We start from the raw sequence: 16,592 nt of genomic DNA on the forward strand, positions 1-16,592 counted from the left end.
GGTGAAAACCGACCATCGTCGCAACGGTCCACACCGATGCCCCGAAGCTGGAGCCTGTGCTGTTTAGTCACGCTGCGACACTGATCGCCAACGCCGAGTCCTCGGACGAGTTCCACGCTCCGTCCATCTGGGAGTTCTTCCCCGACGCTCTCCTGTTCGAGGGCAGTCCATTCGCGATCACGCGAATCAACCTCATCCAGATGCTCGCTGCGGCGGCACTGATCATCCTCTTCGTGGTGGGAACGCGTCGCATGCGACTCGTGCCGACCCGCTTCCAGAGCGTCATCGAGATGGGTCTGGACTTCGTCCGCGTCAACATCGCGCACGACCTGCTGGGGCGCAAGGACGGCAACCGCTTCCTGCCGATCCTCACGACGCTGTTCTTCATGATCCTGTTCATGAACGTGACGGGCATCATCCCGTTCCTGAACATCGCCGGAACGAGCGTCATCGCGGTTCCCCTGCTGCTGGCGGTCGTCGCGTACGTCACCTTCATCTACGCCGGCATCAAGAAGAACCCGGGTGCCTTCTTCAAGAACTCGCTCATGCCTTCGGGCGTGCCGTGGCCGCTCTACATCATCATCATCCCGCTCGAGTTCCTCTCGACTTTCATCATCCGCCCCGTCACTCTGACGCTGCGTCTGCTGATGAACATGATCGTCGGGCACCTCATGCTGGTGCTGTTCTTCGCCGCCACGCAGTTCTTCATCTTCTCGATGGGTGGACTCTGGACGGCTCTCGGGGCCGGAACGCTCGCGTTCGGCTTCGTCTTCACCCTCTTCGAACTCCTGGTGGCCTTCCTCCAGGCATACGTCTTCGCCATCCTTACCGCGGTCTACATCCAGCTCGCGGTGGCGGAAGAGCACTGATCGGGACGGCATCCGCCGCCCACTACGAAAGGAAAACCCCCGTGGACGCAACTACGGTTCTCGCCCAGGTGACCGGCTCGATCGCGACCGTCGGCTACGGCCTCGCCGCCATCGGCCCCGCCATCGGCGTGGGCATCGTCGTCGGCAAGACGATCGAGGGTGTTGCTCGTCAGCCCGAGCTCGCCGGCCGCCTTCAGGTGCTGATGTTCATCGGTATCGCCTTCACCGAGGCGCTCGCCTTCATCGGTATCGCCACCGGCTTCATCTTCGGCTTCTAATCAGACGCAACCAGTAAGGAGACAGGATGCTGAACGCTCTTGTCACTCTCGCGCACGCGGAGGAAGAAACGGCCCCGAGCCCGCTCATCCCCGCTGTGTACGACATCGTCTGGTCGGCGGTGTGCTTCGTCGTCATCCTGTTCGTCTTCTGGCGCGTCGTGCTGCCCCGGATGCAGAAGCTGCTCGACGAGCGCGCTGCGGCCATCGAGGGCAACATCGCGAAGGCGGATGAAGCGCAGCGACAGGCTGAGGCCGCGCTCGAGGAGTACACTGCGCAGCTTTCCGAGGCCCGCAAGGAAGCCGGTGAGATCCGTGAGGCCGCCCGTGAGGACGGCAAGAAGATCGTCGGCGAAGCGAAGGATGCGGCCGCGGCCGAGGCCGCTCGCATCACCGCGCAGGCGCACACCCAGATCGAGGCCGAGCGTCAGACCGCTCTGGTGTCGCTGCGGAGCGAGGTGGGCACTCTGGCCCTCGACCTCGCCGGCGGAGTCATCGGCGAGAAGCTGAACGACGACGCGACCGCTCAGGGTGTCGTCGACCGTTTCCTGGCCGACCTCGAAGCCTCCGAGAAGGCGACCAAGTAATGGGCAGTGCGACCACGCACGCACTCGGCGCGACGACTGCGGCGCTCAACGCCGCATCCGGTGTCGATCTGACCGTCGCGAGCGAGCTCTTCCAGGCCGCTCGCGCGGTCAGCGGCTCGCTGCACCTGTCGTCGGCGCTCGCGGATGCCGCGGCGCCGTCGACGGCGCGCGCGCAGGTCGTGGCGGCCGTATTCGGCCCCGTGCTCTCCTCGACGAGCGTGGCGCTGCTCTCGGCGGTCACCGCCGAGCGGTGGTCGTCGGCGTCCGACATGATCGACGGCATCGAGGAGCTCGCCCTGCGCGCCGCCTCGGTCGCCGCCGCCGATGTCGACCTCGAGGGTGAACTCTTCCGGTTCTCGCGCACCATCGCCGACAACCACGAGCTCGAACTCGCGCTCGGCAGTCGGCTGGGCGATGAGTCGGCGAAGGGCTCGCTGGTCACCACCCTGCTCGCCGGACGCGCGAGCGACGCGGCGATTCTCGTCGTCTCCTCGATCGTGCGCGATCTTCGGGACCGCCGGGTGCGTCAGCTGCTGACCCGCGCCATGTCGATCGTTGCCGACCAGCGTTCGCGCACGGTCGCGACGGTCATCACGGCTAAGCCGCTCGACGGTGCGCAGATCGATCGCCTGAAGAGCGCGCTCGCCCAGCGTTACGGCAGCGAGATCTCGCTGAACACCGTCATCGACCCGACGATCGTGGGCGGACTGCGCGTGCAGATCGCGGACGACGTCATCGACGCGAGCATCTCCGCGAGGCTCGCCGACCTCCGCCAGCGTCTCGCCGGCTGATTACAGACTTCCCGCCCGTCGCCCGACGGCACGGCGGAGACTTCGGGGCCGAGGCCCCATGAACCGAAGGAAGACAATGGCAGACATCTCCATCAGCCCCGACGTCATCCGTGACGCCCTGAAGGACTTCGTCGCGGCGTACGAGCCCACCGGGGCTGCGGCAGCCGAGGTCGGCACCGTCGTCGACGCGGCAGACGGCATCGCCCACGTCGAGGGACTGCCCGGCGTGATGGCGAACGAGTTGCTGACGTTCAAGGACGGCACGCTCGGCCTGGCGCAGAACCTCGACGAGCACGAGATCGGTGTCGTCGTCCTCGGCGAGTTCGCCGGCATCGAGGCCGGACAGCCCGTCTCCCGTACCGGTGAGGTGCTCTCCACGCCCGTCGGCGACGGCTTCCTCGGTCGCGTGGTCGACCCGCTCGGAACCCCGATCGACGGCCTCGGCCCGATCGAGGCCGAGGGTCGTCGTGCGCTCGAGCTCCAGGCGCCCGGCGTCATGCAGCGCAAGAGCGTGCACGAGCCCCTGCAGACCGGCATCAAGGCCATCGACGCGATGATCCCGGTCGGCCGCGGCCAGCGCCAGCTGATCATCGGCGACCGCCAGACCGGCAAGACGGCGATCGCGATCGACACGATCATCAACCAGAAGGCGAACTGGGAGTCCGGCGACGTCGACAAGCAGGTGCGCTGCATCTACGTCGCGATCGGCCAGAAGGGCTCCACGATCGCTTCGGTCAAGGGCGCCCTCGAGGACGCCGGCGCGATGGCGTACACGACCATCGTCGCGGCCCCCGCATCCGACCCCGCCGGCTTCAAGTACCTCGCGCCCTACACCGGCTCCGCGATCGGCCAGCACTGGATGTACGGCGGCAAGCACGTCCTGATCATCTTCGATGACCTGTCGAAGCAGGCCGAGGCCTACCGTGCCGTGTCGCTCCTCCTCCGCCGCCCGCCGGGCCGCGAGGCGTACCCGGGTGACGTCTTCTACCTGCACTCCCGTCTGCTGGAGCGTTGCGCGAAGCTGTCCGACGAGCTCGGCGCGGGTTCGATGACGGGTCTGCCGATCATCGAGACGAAGGCCAACGACGTCTCGGCGTACATTCCGACCAACGTGATCTCGATCACCGACGGCCAGATCTTCCTGCAGTCCGACCTGTTCAACGCGAACCAGCGTCCCGCCGTCGACGTGGGCATCTCGGTGTCTCGCGTGGGTGGCGACGCGCAGGTGAAGTCGATCAAGAAGGTCTCCGGAACGCTCAAGCTCGAGCTCGCCCAGTACCGCTCGCTCGAGGCGTTCGCGATGTTCGCCTCCGACCTGGATGCGGCCTCGCGCCGTCAGCTGGATCGCGGTGCACGCCTGACCGAACTGCTCAAGCAGCCGCAGTACTCGCCGTACCCCGTCGAGGAGCAGGTCGTCTCGATCTGGGCCGGTACCAAGGGCAAGCTGGACTCGATCCCGGTCGAGGACGTCCTCCGTTTCGAGCGCGACCTGCTCGACTACCTGCGTCGTAACACGCAGGTGCTCGACACGCTGCGTGCCACCAACGTGCTCGACGACGACACCGTCGCGGAGCTCGAGAAGGCCACTGACGCATTCATTCTGGAGTTCCGCTCGGGCGATGGCGTCGCCATCGACGCACCGGGCAGCGAACAGCACGACGCGGCGGATGCTGCGGACGTCAACCAGGAGAAGATCGTCAAGGGTCGTCGCGGCTGAGCGCCTGAGGATCTAAATCATGGGCGCTCAACTCCGGGTCTACAAGCAGAAGATCGCTTCTGCGCAGACCACTAAGAAGATCACGAAGGCGATGGAACTCATCGCGGCTTCGCGCATCCAGAAGGCGATGGCGCGCGTGCGCGCGTCCTCTCCCTTCGCGCGAGCCGTGACGGGTGCCGTGTCGGCCGTCGCGACCTACTCGAACGTCGACCACCCGCTCACGCGGGAGCCGGAGACGATCCGTCGTTCCGCGGTGGTCATCTTCTCCTCCGACCGCGGACTCGCGGGCGCGTTCAACTCGCAGGTTCTGCGTGCGGGAGTCGAGCAGGCAGAGCTGGTGCGCAGCCTCGGCCGCGAGCCCGTCTTCTACCTGGTCGGGCGCAAGGCCGTCGGATACTTCCAGTTCCGTCGGATGGCGGCCGCGGCCGAGTGGACGGGCGACACCGATACGCCGCACTTCTCGACGGCCGAGGAGATCGCCGACACCCTGCTCGACGCGTTCACGCGCGGCGGCGACGGTGGCGGCGTGGATGAGATCCACCTCGTCTTCAACCGCTTCGTCAGCATGATGACGCAGACGCCCGAGACGGTGCGACTGCTTCCGCTGGAGGTCGTCGAGGCGGCCGAGAGTTCGACCGATTCGGCGGTGTACCCGCTGTACGAGTTCGAGCCCGATCCCGCGACCGTGCTCGACGCGCTCCTGCCGGTGTACATCCAGAGCCGCGTCTTCAACGCTCTCCTGCAGTCGTCGGCGGCCAAGCACGCCGCGACGCAGAAGGCGATGAAGTCGGCCAGCGACAACGCCGACAAGCTCATCACCGACTACACCCGCCTGCGCAACAACGCACGCCAGGCGGAGATCACGCAGCAGATCGCCGAGATCGTCGGCGGCGCCGACGCCCTGGCGTCCGGCAAGTAGAAAACGAGGAAGAGACATGACCATCCCCGCCACGGCCGAGAAGACGGAGACCGTCGTCGTCGGGCGCATCGCGCGCGTGACCGGCCCCGTCGTCGACATCGAGTTCCCCCACGACGCCATCCCCGACATCTACAACGCGCTGAAGACCACCGTCGCCATCCCCGGCGCGGAGTCCAGCGAGCTCACCCTCGAGGTCGCCCAGCACCTCGGCGACGACCTCGTTCGCGCGATCGCCCTGAAGCCCACGGACGGTCTCGTCCGCGGCCAGGAGGTGCGCGACACCGGCGGCCCCATCACGGTTCCCGTCGGCGACGTCACCAAGGGCAAGGTCTTCAACGTGCTCGGCGAGGTTCTGAACGCCGCTCCCGGCGAGCAGGCCGAGATCACCGAGCGCTGGGGCATCCACCGCAAGGCTCCGAACTTCGACCAGCTCGAGTCGAAGACGCAGATGTTCGAGACCGGCATCAAGGTCATCGACCTGCTGACGCCGTACGTGCTCGGCGGGAAGATCGGCCTGTTCGGCGGCGCCGGCGTCGGTAAGACCGTCCTCATCCAGGAGATGATCCAGCGCGTTGCGCAGGACCACGGTGGTGTGTCGGTGTTCGCCGGTGTGGGCGAGCGCACGCGTGAGGGCAACGACCTCATCCACGAGATGGAAGAGGCGGGCGTCTTCGAGAAGACCGCCCTCGTGTTCGGCCAGATGGACGAGCCGCCGGGAACGCGTCTGCGCGTCGCCCTGTCGGCCCTGACGATGGCGGAGTACTTCCGTGACGTGCAGAAGCAGGACGTGCTGTTGTTCATCGACAACATCTTCCGCTTCACGCAGGCCGGCTCCGAGGTCTCGACGCTGCTCGGTCGCATGCCGTCCGCGGTGGGATACCAGCCGAACCTCGCCGATGAGATGGGTGTGCTCCAGGAACGCATCACCTCGACGCGCGGTCACTCGATCACCTCACTGCAGGCGATCTACGTCCCGGCCGACGACTACACCGACCCGGCTCCGGCGACGACCTTCGCGCACCTCGACGCGACGACCGAGCTCTCGCGCGAGATCGCGTCGAAGGGCCTCTACCCGGCCGTCGACCCGCTGACCTCGACCAGCCGCATCCTCGACCCGCGTTACATCGGTGAAGACCACTACCGGGTCGCCACCGCGGTGAAGCAGATCCTGCAGAAGAACAAGGAACTGCAGGAGATCATCGCGATCCTCGGTGTCGACGAACTGTCCGAAGAAGACAAGATCGTCGTCTCCCGGGCACGCCGCATCCAGCAGTTCCTCTCGCAGAACACGTACATGGCGAAGAAGTTCACCGGTGTCGAGGGCTCCACGGTTCCGATCAAGGAGACCATCGAGTCGTTCGACGCCATCGTCAAGGGCGAGTTCGACCACGTCGCCGAGCAGGCGTTCTTCAACGTCGGTGGTATCGCCGACGTCGAGGCCAAGTGGGCTCAGATCCAGAAGGAGAACGGCTGATCATGCCGCTCAAGGTCAGCGTCGTCTCCGCGGACGCGGAGGTCTGGTCGGGCGAAGCATCGCTCGTGGTGGCCAAGACCGTCGAGGGCGAGATCGGCTTCATGGTCGGTCACGAGCCCGTGCTCGCGATCCTCGCCGCAGGTCAGGTGCGCATCACCGAGACCTCGGGGAACAAGGTCATCGCGGACGCGCAGGACGGCTTCGTCTCCGTCGAGCACGACGTGGTGACGGTCGTCGCCGGAAACGCGACACTCGTCTCCTGAACCACCTTTCGGCGCGCGCTGCTCGTTTCGACGGGCGGCGCGCGCCTTTTCCGTCCCGTGCGAAAGAGAACCCGGATGCTGCTGCTTCTTCCCCCGTCCGAGACCAAGCGGCCGGGAGGGACCGGGGCGCCGTGGGCCGCCGGACGTCTTGCGCTTCCGGCACTGGATGCTCGGCGCGCGCAGGCGCGTGATGCGCTCGTCGCCCTGTCGGCAGACCCCGAGGTGGCCGCGCGAGTACTGAAGCTCGGTCCGAAGCAGCGCGGCGAGATCGAGGTGAACGCGGCACTGCGGGGCGCCCCGACGATGCCGGCCGTCGATCGTTACACCGGCGTGCTCTACGACGCGCTCTCGGCGCCGACGCGAGGAGCGGAGGCTCGTCGCTGGCTCGGTGATCACGTGCTCATCCATTCCGCGCCCTTCGGGCCCGTCGGCGCCCTCGATCCGCTGCCGGCCTACCGCCTCGGGGCGTCGGCATCCGTTCCGGGACTCCCGCCCCTCCGCCGACTGTGGGCGGATGCGGTCACCGCCGCTCTCGCCGAGGTCGGTCCGCCGTTCATCGTCGACCTGCGTTCGGAGGCCTATATCGGTCTCGGGCCCGTGCCCCCGGGGGTTCCCTCCGTCTTCGTCCGTGTCGTCGCGGACGGCCCGGGTGGCACGACCCGCGCGCTGAACCACTTCAACAAGCACGCCAAGGGCGCACTCGTGCGGGAGCTGGCGGACGAGCAACCGGCTCCGGGCAGTCTCGGAGAGCTGCTCGAGTGGCTGCGCGGGCGGGGGCATCGGGTCGAGGAAACCCCGGGGGAGTGGTTGCTCTTCGAGGCGCCACGCGCACCCTGAACGATTGCTGGGAAACTCGTCACCCTGTCGCTACGATGAAGGGCGCGAGCAAGGTGCTCGTCGGACCGGCCGGACTCGGCCTCGAGACAGGAAGCTTCCATGCATCTGTACTACGACGACTCGGGCAGCGCGGCAGCCGCCGCCGCGCTCTTTCTCATCCTGATCCCGATCTTCCTCTTCATCGCCCTCATCGGCTATGTCATCAGCTCGTTCTTCCTGATGAAGATCTTCGAAAAGGCGGGCGTGCAGGGCAAGTGGCGTGCCTGGGTGCCCGTCTACAACAGCCTGGTCTTCGCCAAGCTCGGTGACTTCTCGCCCTGGGTCTTCCTCGGCACGATCGTCGCCGGCGGCATCCTCGGCAACATCCCCGTCCTGGGCTTCATCTTCGCCCTGCTGCCTCTCGCCGCTATGGTGATGATCTCGTGGCGCGTGGGCGCGAAGCTCAACAAGGAGTGGTACTACCTGCTGCTCTGGATCCTCGGCATCGGTGTCTACATCTGGTACGGCATCCTCGCCTTCACGAAGGACCGCTGGAACCCCGCGATCGCTCCCGCGCCGTGGGCCAACAGCTTCCTCGCCGACAAGACGGTCTGGGACGGCATCCCCGTGCAGCCCTCCGCCGGCGTCGCCCCCGGTCACGCCGCTCCGGCTCCTGGCTACCAGCCCGCACCGGGCGGCTACGCGCCGCCCGTCGGCACCGTTCCGCCGGCACCCCCCGCGGGCACGTTCCCGCCCGCTCCTCCGGCCGGCACCGTTCCGCCCGCACCTCCGGCCGGCCCCGTGCCGCCCGCACCGCAGGACCCGGACGCCCCCCGCGTCTGATCCGAACCGCACGAGAGCCCTCACCGACGGTGGGGGCTCTCGTGCGTAGAGGGGGCGGGTCGCTCACGGTCCGGTTGTCGGGGTTCCCGTTAAGATGTGAGGACGCCGCGGTGCCCTCGCGCCCGGTGTTCGCTCGCAACCGGAAGGACACCGCGTGCCGCACGCAGCGACCCGGCTGCACAGCGTTTCGCTGGCACAGGGCTCGATCGATCTCACTTGGGCGGCCGTGACCGACGTCGGAAAGCGCCGCGAGATCAACCAGGACGCCCTGTTCGCGGACTATCCGCTCTACGTCGTCGCCGACGGTATGGGCGGACACATCGGCGGTGAGATCGCCAGCGGCAACACCGTCACCCGGCTGGGTGCCATCGTGGCCGCGGGAAGCGTCACACCGAAGACGATCGAGAAGGCGCTCTCGCGCGCGGTGAAAGACATCGCCTCCCACCCGGAAGCCACGGACGACGGAACGGGTACGACCGTGACCGGGGTCTACCTCGATACGACCGGACCGGAGCCGCACTGGGTCAGCCTCAACATCGGCGACTCTCGCGTCTACCTTCTCCGCGACGACACACTGGTGCAGGTCACGACCGACCACTCGGTCGTCCAAGAACTGATCGCCGCCGGCCGATTGAGCCCGGAAGAGGCCGAACACCATCCCTACGGCAACGTGATCACCCGTGCCGTCGGACCGAGCGACAGCGTGCGCCCCGATTACGTACGGCTCGAGGTCGTCGATGCCGATCGTTTCGTGATCTGCTCGGACGGCTTGACCAAGGAGCTCACCGACTACGGCATCGCGCATTTCCTGCGCGAGCACGCAGACCCGGGCGACGCCGCGGAAGCCATGATGGACGCCGCCCTCGAGAACGGCGGCCGCGACAACGTCACGATCATCGTGCTGAATGTGTCGCGCCAGGACTGACCGCTCCTCCCCAGGGCGCTGATCAGGTCGGCGCGTCCACAGTCGGTCGTTCCTCGCGACACCGCGGCGGCACGAAGGATTGACTGGAGCGGTGTTCATCGTTCCTCCGGCGAGTATGCCGCGCGCACATCCCGCACCCGCGCTCGTCATGCCGCCCGCATCCGGCCCGGTTCGTCGCACGTCCATTCCGTGGATCGCCTCGCTCGTGCCGGTGCTCGGAGCAGCGGGGCTCTGGGCGGTCACCGGCTCGCTGTTCGTCCTGTGGTTCGCCGCCCTCGGCCCGGTCATCGCCGGAGCCGCGGCGCTCGACGGACGCCGTGCGCAGCGGCGTGACCGTCGGGACGCCGACCGTGATCGCGCGCGCGCCCGGACGCGCATCGAGACCGAGATCGATCGTCGTCACGCGCAGGAGCGCGACGCGATGGCGGCGCAGCATCCGGATGTCGTCGGCTACCTCGGGGCTCCCCACGAGATCTGGCGCGTGGTGCCGGCGAGGGAGGGGGTGCTCCGCGTCGGGCGGGGGCCGGTCGAGAGCGCCGTGCGGGTCGAGGGCGACGACGATGAGGTCGTGCAAGCGCTGCGGGCGCGGGCGGCGCACGTGCCGGATGCGCCCGTGCTGATCCCGGATCACGTGGGGGTCGCCATCGTCGGGCCTCCCGTGTTCGCCGAGGCCGTCGCCCGCGCTCTCGTCATCCAGCTGTGCTGCACGCGCCCGCCCGGCCGGATGCAGCTGAACCCCGCCCGTTCGCCGGCGTGGGCGGCATCGTTGCCGCACCGCGCGCCGGCAGCCACGGCGTGCCACCTCGATACCCGGGATGCGGCGGTGCGACGTGCGGGCGACCCCGCCATCGTGGTGGTGCCGCCGGGCGCTGTTCCGCCTCCGCACTGCGGAGCGGTGCTCACGCTCGATGGCATCGAGACCGCGCGACTGGACTACGCCGGGCGGTCGATCGCGGTGCGGACCGAGGGACTCGGGCAGGCGCAGGCCGCCCGGATCGCCGGGGCACTCGCGGAACGCGCGGACACCATCGGCGGCGTCGATCGGGTTCCGGATGCGGTCGCGTTCGAAGACCTGGACGAGGGGCCGGCAGCGCCCGCGGGGGAGCGACCGGACCTGCGCGTCATGATCGGGCACGACGGCACGGGGCCGGTCGCGATCGACCTCGTCGCGGACGGGCCGCACGCGATCGTGACCGGCATGACGGGTGCCGGCAAGAGCGAGCTGCTCGTGAGCTGGGTCGCGCGACTGTGCGCCACCCGTTCGACGCGAGACGTGGTCTTCCTCCTCGCCGACTTCAAGGGCGGCACGGCCTTCGACGTCCTCGCCGAGGTGCCGCACGTGACGGGCGTGCTCACCGATCTGGACGGCGCGGGCGCCTCGCGGGCGCTCGACAGCCTGCGTGCCGAGATCAGGCACAGGGAGGAGATCATCGCTCGTGCGGGTGCGCGCGACATCCTCGACCCCGCTGTGGATCTGCCCCGCCTGGTCATCGTCGTCGACGAGCTGGCCGCACTCCTCGACGGTCACCGGGAGCTCGGCGCGGTCTTCGCAGACGTCGCCGCCCGGGGGCGCGCTCTGGGCATGCATCTCATCCTCGGTACGCAGCGCGCGACGGGCGTCGCCCGCGAGGCGCTGATGGCGAACTGCCCGCTGCGCATCAGCCTGCGCGTCGTCGACGGCGCCGACAGCACGTTCGTGCTCGGCTCGGATGCCGCGGCCGCGCTTCCCGGTGATCCCGGAGCGCGCGGCCTCGCGCTGATCCGTCGTGCGGCTGACGCCGCCCCGACGCTCGTGCGGATCGTGCGCACTCGGCCCGCGGACATCTCGCGGATCCAGCACGACCGGGCGGCTGAGCCGCGCCCGCGTCGCCCGTGGCAGCCGGCGCTGCCGCCGCATCTGTCGCTCGATGACCTGCGTCCCGCGGGCGAGACGACGGCGGAGCCGGTGATCGGTCTTGCCGACGAGCCGGATCGTCAACGCCATCATCCGGTGCGACTTCACGAAGGAGACGCCGGTCTGGCCGTCATCGGCGGGCCCGGGACCGGTAAGTCGACCGCGCTGGCGGCGATCTCCGCCCAGATCGACCCCGCTCGCGTCGTCCGACTCCCGGTCGACCCCGAGCCGTTGTGGGATCTGCTCTGCGAGCTGACCGACCGGGGCCCGGCTCCGGACACGCTCCTGGTCGCCGACGATCTCGACGTCGCCCTCGCCTCTTTCCCGCCCGACTACGCGATCGCGGTCGCGACCATGGTCGAGCAGCTGTGCCGCAGCGCACGATCGCTCGGCTGCCGGGTCATCCTGTCGACGGCGCGACTCGCGGGCCCGGTCGCCCGCATCGCCGAGCTCCTGCCGCGACGTGCGGTGCTGCGTGTTCCGACGCGCGTGGAACACGCGGCGGCGGGCGCCGATCCGGCGGCCTACGATCCCGCCCTGCCCCCGGGGCGCGCGCAACTCGACGGACGCACCGTGCAGATCGCGAGCGCCGAGCGCATCCCGCCGCCGGCGATCGCGGTGCCCGAGCCCTGGCGGCCGGGCGAGGACCTGTCGGGACTCGTGATGCGGGCGGGCGGCGGGGCTCGCCGACTGGCCGCGGCCCTCGCGGCGGACGGCGTCGACGTGCTCCACGCCGGAGACGACCACGACGCGCTCACGCGACGCATCGACACGGCCGATCGTCCCGTCGTGATCCTCGGTGAGCCCGAGCAGTGGCAACGCGCCTGGCGGATGCTGCAGACCGTGCGCGCGCGGGGAGAACTCGTCGTCGACGCGGCCTGCCTGGTCGAGTATCGACTGCTCACCGGCGACCGCATCCTGCCGCCGTACTGCGCCCCGGGCCGGGGCCGTGCGTGGCTCCTGCGCGACGGCGAACCCCCGGCGCGCACGGTACTCCCCGGGCAGGAGCATCCCCTGCGACAACGTGTCGCGTGACACGTTTCCAGACGACAACCTGTCGCTTGACCCGTTCTTCGGCGGAGCCATATCGTGCCCAGATGACTACCACTCCGATCAACCTTCAACGATCCGAAGGGAAGGGGCTCGCTGCAGGGACGCTCGGCCTCTGGGGATCCACCGTCATCGGCCTCGCCTCTACCGCCCCCGTGTACTCGCTCGTCGCGACGCTGGGTTTCGTGGTGCTCGCGGTCGGCGCGCAGGCCCCCATCGCCTTCGTCGTCGCCTTCGTGCCGATGCTCTTCATCGCCTTCGCCTACCGTGAGCTCAACCGTGAGGTTCCCGACTGCGGCACCACGTTCACCTGGGGCACCAAGGCGTTCGGCCCCTGGGTCGGCTGGATGGGCGGCTGGGGTGTGGCGGTCGCGGGAATGGTCGTGCTCGCCAACCTCGCGCAGGTCGCCGGAATCTACTTCTGGTCGCTGTTCGGCGACGGCTCCCTCGCGGAGAACGTGCCCCTCGTCACCGGCACCGGAGTCGCCTTCATCGCGGCCATGACCTGGATCAGCTGGCGCGGTGTCGAGATCGGCGAGAAGATCCAGAACGTGCTCCTCGCCGTGCAGTACGGGGCGCTCGCCCTGTTCGTCATCGTCGCGCTCTGGAAGTACTTCGACGGCACCGCCCCCGACCCGACCGCGTTCGACTGGGCGTGGTTCAACCCGCTCGGATTCACCGACTGGCACGGATTCACCGAGGCGGTCCTGCTCGCCCTGTTCATCTACTGGGGCTGGGACACCTGCCTCGCCCTCAACGAAGAGACGAAGGACCCGCGCCACACCCCCGGCCGCGCGGCGCTGCTGACGACCGTCATCCTGCTGGTGACCTACGTCGGAGTGACGGTCGCGGCGATGATGTACGCGGGCCTGGGGGAGAGCGGCACGGGGCTCGGGAACGAAGCGATCGCCGACGACTTCTTCCTCGCCGTGAAGGACGGGCTCCTCGGGCCGTTCGGTTGGGTACTCGTCGTCTCGGTGCTGATCTCCGCGATCTCCTCGACGCAGACCACGATCCTGCCCACCGCGCGCGGAACGCTGTCGATGGCTGCCTACCGGGCGCTGCCCCTGCGTTTTCGCACCGTCCACCCGGTCTACAAGACGCCGTCGTTTTCGACGCTCGTGATGGGTGTGGTCGCAAGCCTGTACTACATCGGAATGACCCTGATCAGCGACAACATCCTGCAGGACTCGATCCTGTCGCTCGGTCTCGCGATCGCGTTCTACTACGCCATCACCGGGTTCGCTTGCGTCTGGTATTTCCGCCGAGAACTCTTCACCCGGGGGTTCTCGAGCTTCCTGACGCGCGGCCTGCTGCCGTTGCTCGGTGGGCTGATGCTCGCCTACGCGTTCATCCAGTCGGCGATCGACATGTGGGATGTGGATTACGGGTACACGGTGCTGTTCGGAATCGGCGGCACCTTCGTCCTCGGCATCGGTTCGCTCGCCGTCGGCGTCCTGCTCATGCTCCTCTGGTTCGCGTTCCCGAACTCGAAGCGGTTCTTCCGCGGCGAGAGCCTCAACCGAGACACCGAGGTGCTCGTGCCCGACGAGGGCGTCTACACCCGCTCGGTCGACGGCGGCATCTGAGAGAACGGGCGGCTCGGCGCACTCCGAGCCGCCCGTTCTCCGGGTCGCAGGATGCGCACCGCCTCGCGCGGGCCGGGCCGGGTCAGACGGTGGGGCGGATGCTGCCGACCACGGCGGCGCCGCCGTGCAGGGCGAGCGAAAGGTCGCCGATCGCCTTCTCCGCATCCGACGACGACACGGCGCCGGCGCGCTCCAGGAGACGAAGGCCCACGGCGCTCGCCGCACGGGAGCTTCCGTCGAGCATCTTGAGTGCCACGGTCGTGCCGTCCGGCGCGATCATCACGAGCACACCCTCGGCGCCGGTCTTCGCGAACACGCCGGTGCGTTCGATCACGACGGTGTCGGGGCGACCCGGGCCGTCGATCGTCCACGGATGCGCGCGGACCGCGCCGATGAGGGTGGCCGCGTGCCGGTGCAGGGCGAACGGCGACCGCTCCGACGACGTGCCCATGCGCTGCAGGGCGCGGGCGAGCGCGATGAGGCTGACCGCGGGGACGGGGGCTCCGCATCCGTCGACCGCGTAAGTCGTGGGTTTCTCGCCCGTGAGCCGCTCGACGACCTCCCGGATGTGCGCCTGGAGCGGATGCGCCGGGTCGAGGTACCCCGCGATGTCCCACCCGCCGGCGCGGCACGCGAGCAGCATCGCGGCGTGTTTGCCCGAGCAGTTCATGCGCACCCGGGCCGGTGCCGCGTGATCGCGCACCATCTCGTCGCGGGTTGCGGTGTCGGTCGGCCAGGCGACCGGGCAGCCGAGGTCGTCTTCTGTGGCGCCGGCGTCCTCGAGGATGCTGCGGACGACCGCGACGTGCCGGTCGGTGCCGGTGTGGCTCGCGGTCGCCAGACCGAGCCGCTCGCCCTCGAGCACGGCACCGGCGGTCAGACACGCGAGAGCCTGGAGAGGCTTGAGCGTCGAGCGCGGAAGGATCAGGGCGGCCGGGTCGCCGAAGGTCGTCGATCCGCCGTCGGGGGAGAGGACGACCGCCGAGCCGCTGTGGCGGGACTCGATGAACCCGCTGCGTTCGACCACGGCGAGTTCGACGGCGGCGGTCACGGGGAACGTCTGCGGCATCCGTCCAGCCTATCCCCGCCGCTCGCACCGTTCCCGGCGCGTCGGAGGCGCGAGCGATGTCAGACTGAGGTCATGAACGGCGAGCATCACTACCGTCTGCGTGCGGCCTGGACCGGTAACCGCGGGTCGGGAACCAGCGGGTACCGCGACTACGACCGCGACGTGACCCTGTCTGTGGACGGCAAGCCCGATGTGCTCGCCTCGAGCGACAAGCCCTTCCGGGGCAACGCGGAACGGTGGAACCCGGAGGACATGCTGCTCGCGGCGCTCTCCGAGTGCCACCTGCTCTCGTACCTGCACGCGTGCGTGACGGCGGGCGTCGTCGTCGTCTCCTACGAGGACGACGCCGAAGGAACCATGATCGAGGACGGCGCGGGTTCCGGCCGCTTCGCCGACGTGCTGCTGCATCCGCGGGTCGTCGTGGCCGAGGAGAGCATGGTGGAGGCGGCGCGTGCGGCCCACAAGCAGGCGCACGAATGGTGCTTCATCGCGAACTCGGTGAACTTCCCGGTTCGGCACGACGCCGTGGTGACCGCGGCCGACTGACGCGGATCCTGCCGCACTCGGAGGCATGGCGAAGATCCGCCCGTACGGTCACATCCGTTCGTGCGGAAGAACCTGCCGGATGCGGTCGATCGGGGTCTGGGCGGGAACCTCGTTGTAGACCCCGGCCAGTTCCTGCTCGGAGAGCGCGTGGATCGCCGCCATGATCTCGTCGGTGGCCAGCCGTCTCGCGCGTCCCGACGTCGCCGGGCCATGCGGTGACAGATCCAGCGGCGCACCGAACCGGACGGTGATGCGCGGTCGTACCCGCGGGAACTTGGCGCCCACCGGCATGGCCTCGTTCGTGTTGATGAGGCCGACCGGCACGACGGGCACCCCCGACTGGAGTGCGAGGAAGGCGACACCCGTGCGCCCCTTGTAGAGCCGGCCGTCGAGCGAGCGCGTGCCCTCGGGGTAGAGCGCGATGCCCTTGCCGGCCTCGAGCATGCGGCGCTGCTGCGCGAGCGCATCGAGAGCGGCCTGGCCGGCCCCACGCTGGACGGGGCTCGCTCCGACCGCGGTGAAGAACTCCCGAGACAACCAGCCGCGCAGGCCCGTGCCGTCGAAGTAGCTGGATTTCGCGAGGAACTGGACGTGGCGGGGCGACGACATCGGGATGACGAAGGAATCGATGAACGACAGGTGGTTGCTCGCGAAGATCACGCCGCCCGTCCGCGGGACGTTCGCACGGCCCTCGATGCGGGGACGGTAGGCGGCGCGCGCGAGCGGCGCGAGTACATAGCGGCCGAGCAGATAGGTCATTCCGACGTCGGCGACAGCCTCGGTCTCGTCGGGATCGGCGGACGTCTCGGGCTCGGAACTCTCCGCGGAAGGCACCGCAAGAGGATACTCCTGATCGCATTCCCAACCGCGCATGGGGTGGTGCGCGGGCCGCGGAACCCGCCGCGCATAGGTCGTGCAGGCCGCGCTCCCAGGCGGAACCCACGCCGATGCGCGATGATGGGCAC

General features: G+C 68.9%; 16 protein-coding genes. 14 read left to right on the forward strand and 2 right to left on the reverse strand.

The genetic code is table 11. The features are described from left to right. Positions 1–56: 56 nt before the first annotated feature. From atpB to LQ938_RS04810, 13 genes are all read left to right on the forward strand, one after another. On the forward strand, positions 57–869 hold the full coding sequence (gene atpB, locus LQ938_RS04750) for a F0F1 ATP synthase subunit A (RefSeq protein WP_223723350.1): 813 nt from the start codon (positions 57–59) through the stop codon (positions 867–869). A gap of 41 nt (positions 870–910) precedes the next feature. Continuing rightward, complete coding sequence (gene atpE, locus LQ938_RS04755; protein ID WP_077050257.1) at positions 911–1,147, forward strand: F0F1 ATP synthase subunit C; 237 nt, start codon at positions 911–913, stop codon at positions 1,145–1,147. Between the two features lie 26 nt (positions 1,148–1,173). Then, entirely contained in the window at positions 1,174–1,731 is a 558-nt protein-coding gene (locus tag LQ938_RS04760) for a F0F1 ATP synthase subunit B (RefSeq protein ID WP_223723351.1), read from the forward strand. Next, positions 1,731–2,522 carry a F0F1 ATP synthase subunit delta gene (locus LQ938_RS04765; protein ID WP_223723352.1) on the forward strand — a complete coding sequence of 264 codons (792 nt, stop codon included), beginning with the start codon at positions 1,731–1,733 and terminating at the stop codon, positions 2,520–2,522. The genes LQ938_RS04760 and LQ938_RS04765 overlap by 1 nt, the downstream gene beginning before the upstream one ends. Positions 2,523–2,598: 76 nt before the next feature. Beyond that, positions 2,599–4,239 carry a F0F1 ATP synthase subunit alpha gene (gene atpA, locus LQ938_RS04770; protein WP_223723353.1) on the forward strand — a complete coding sequence of 547 codons (1,641 nt, stop codon included), beginning with the start codon at positions 2,599–2,601 and terminating at the stop codon, positions 4,237–4,239. Positions 4,240–4,258: 19 nt separating this feature from the next. Next, a complete protein-coding gene (locus tag LQ938_RS04775; protein WP_223723354.1) occupies positions 4,259–5,158 on the forward strand; it encodes a F0F1 ATP synthase subunit gamma in 900 nt (299 codons plus the stop codon). A 16-nt stretch (positions 5,159–5,174) separates the two neighbouring features. Next, the gene (atpD, locus tag LQ938_RS04780; protein ID WP_223723355.1) at positions 5,175–6,632 is read left to right on the forward strand and encodes a F0F1 ATP synthase subunit beta; all 1,458 of its coding nucleotides are present in this window, start codon (positions 5,175–5,177) and stop codon (positions 6,630–6,632) included. A 2-nt stretch (positions 6,633–6,634) separates the two neighbouring features. Beyond that, positions 6,635–6,895, forward strand: coding sequence for a F0F1 ATP synthase subunit epsilon (locus LQ938_RS04785; protein ID WP_223723356.1), 261 nt, complete (start codon positions 6,635–6,637; stop codon positions 6,893–6,895). 75 nt (positions 6,896–6,970) lie between these two features. After that, the gene (locus LQ938_RS04790; protein WP_223723357.1) at positions 6,971–7,732 is read left to right on the forward strand and encodes a YaaA family protein; all 762 of its coding nucleotides are present in this window, start codon (positions 6,971–6,973) and stop codon (positions 7,730–7,732) included. A gap of 99 nt (positions 7,733–7,831) precedes the next feature. After that, complete coding sequence (locus LQ938_RS04795) at positions 7,832–8,554, forward strand: large exoprotein (protein WP_223723358.1); 723 nt, start codon at positions 7,832–7,834, stop codon at positions 8,552–8,554. A 154-nt stretch (positions 8,555–8,708) separates the two neighbouring features. After that, a complete protein-coding gene (locus LQ938_RS04800) occupies positions 8,709–9,479 on the forward strand; it encodes a PP2C family protein-serine/threonine phosphatase (RefSeq protein ID WP_223723359.1) in 771 nt (256 codons plus the stop codon). 91 nt (positions 9,480–9,570) lie between these two features. Beyond that, the gene (locus tag LQ938_RS04805; protein WP_223723360.1) at positions 9,571–12,408 is read left to right on the forward strand and encodes an FtsK/SpoIIIE domain-containing protein; all 2,838 of its coding nucleotides are present in this window, start codon (positions 9,571–9,573) and stop codon (positions 12,406–12,408) included. A gap of 62 nt (positions 12,409–12,470) precedes the next feature. After that, a complete protein-coding gene (locus LQ938_RS04810) occupies positions 12,471–14,012 on the forward strand; it encodes an APC family permease (RefSeq protein ID WP_223723361.1) in 1,542 nt (513 codons plus the stop codon). Between the two features lie 82 nt (positions 14,013–14,094). Here the strand turns inward: LQ938_RS04810 and LQ938_RS04815 are convergent, their stop codons facing one another. Next, positions 14,095–15,081, reverse strand: coding sequence for an asparaginase (locus LQ938_RS04815; protein ID WP_223723362.1), 987 nt, complete (start codon positions 15,079–15,081; stop codon positions 14,095–14,097). 72 nt (positions 15,082–15,153) lie between these two features. Between LQ938_RS04815 and LQ938_RS04820 the strand changes: the two genes are divergently transcribed. Next, positions 15,154–15,627 (forward strand): OsmC family protein, encoded by a 474-nt coding sequence (locus tag LQ938_RS04820; RefSeq protein WP_223723363.1) that lies wholly within the window; start codon positions 15,154–15,156, stop codon positions 15,625–15,627. A gap of 48 nt (positions 15,628–15,675) precedes the next feature. Here the strand turns inward: LQ938_RS04820 and LQ938_RS04825 are convergent, their stop codons facing one another. Next, entirely contained in the window at positions 15,676–16,500 is an 825-nt protein-coding gene (locus tag LQ938_RS04825; protein WP_374197492.1) for a lysophospholipid acyltransferase family protein, read from the reverse strand. Between the last annotated feature and the right edge of the window lie 92 nt (positions 16,501–16,592).

It is taken from the genome of Microbacterium sp. cx-55, assembly GCF_021117345.1.
Classification (GTDB): domain Bacteria; phylum Actinomycetota; class Actinomycetes; order Actinomycetales; family Microbacteriaceae; genus Microbacterium.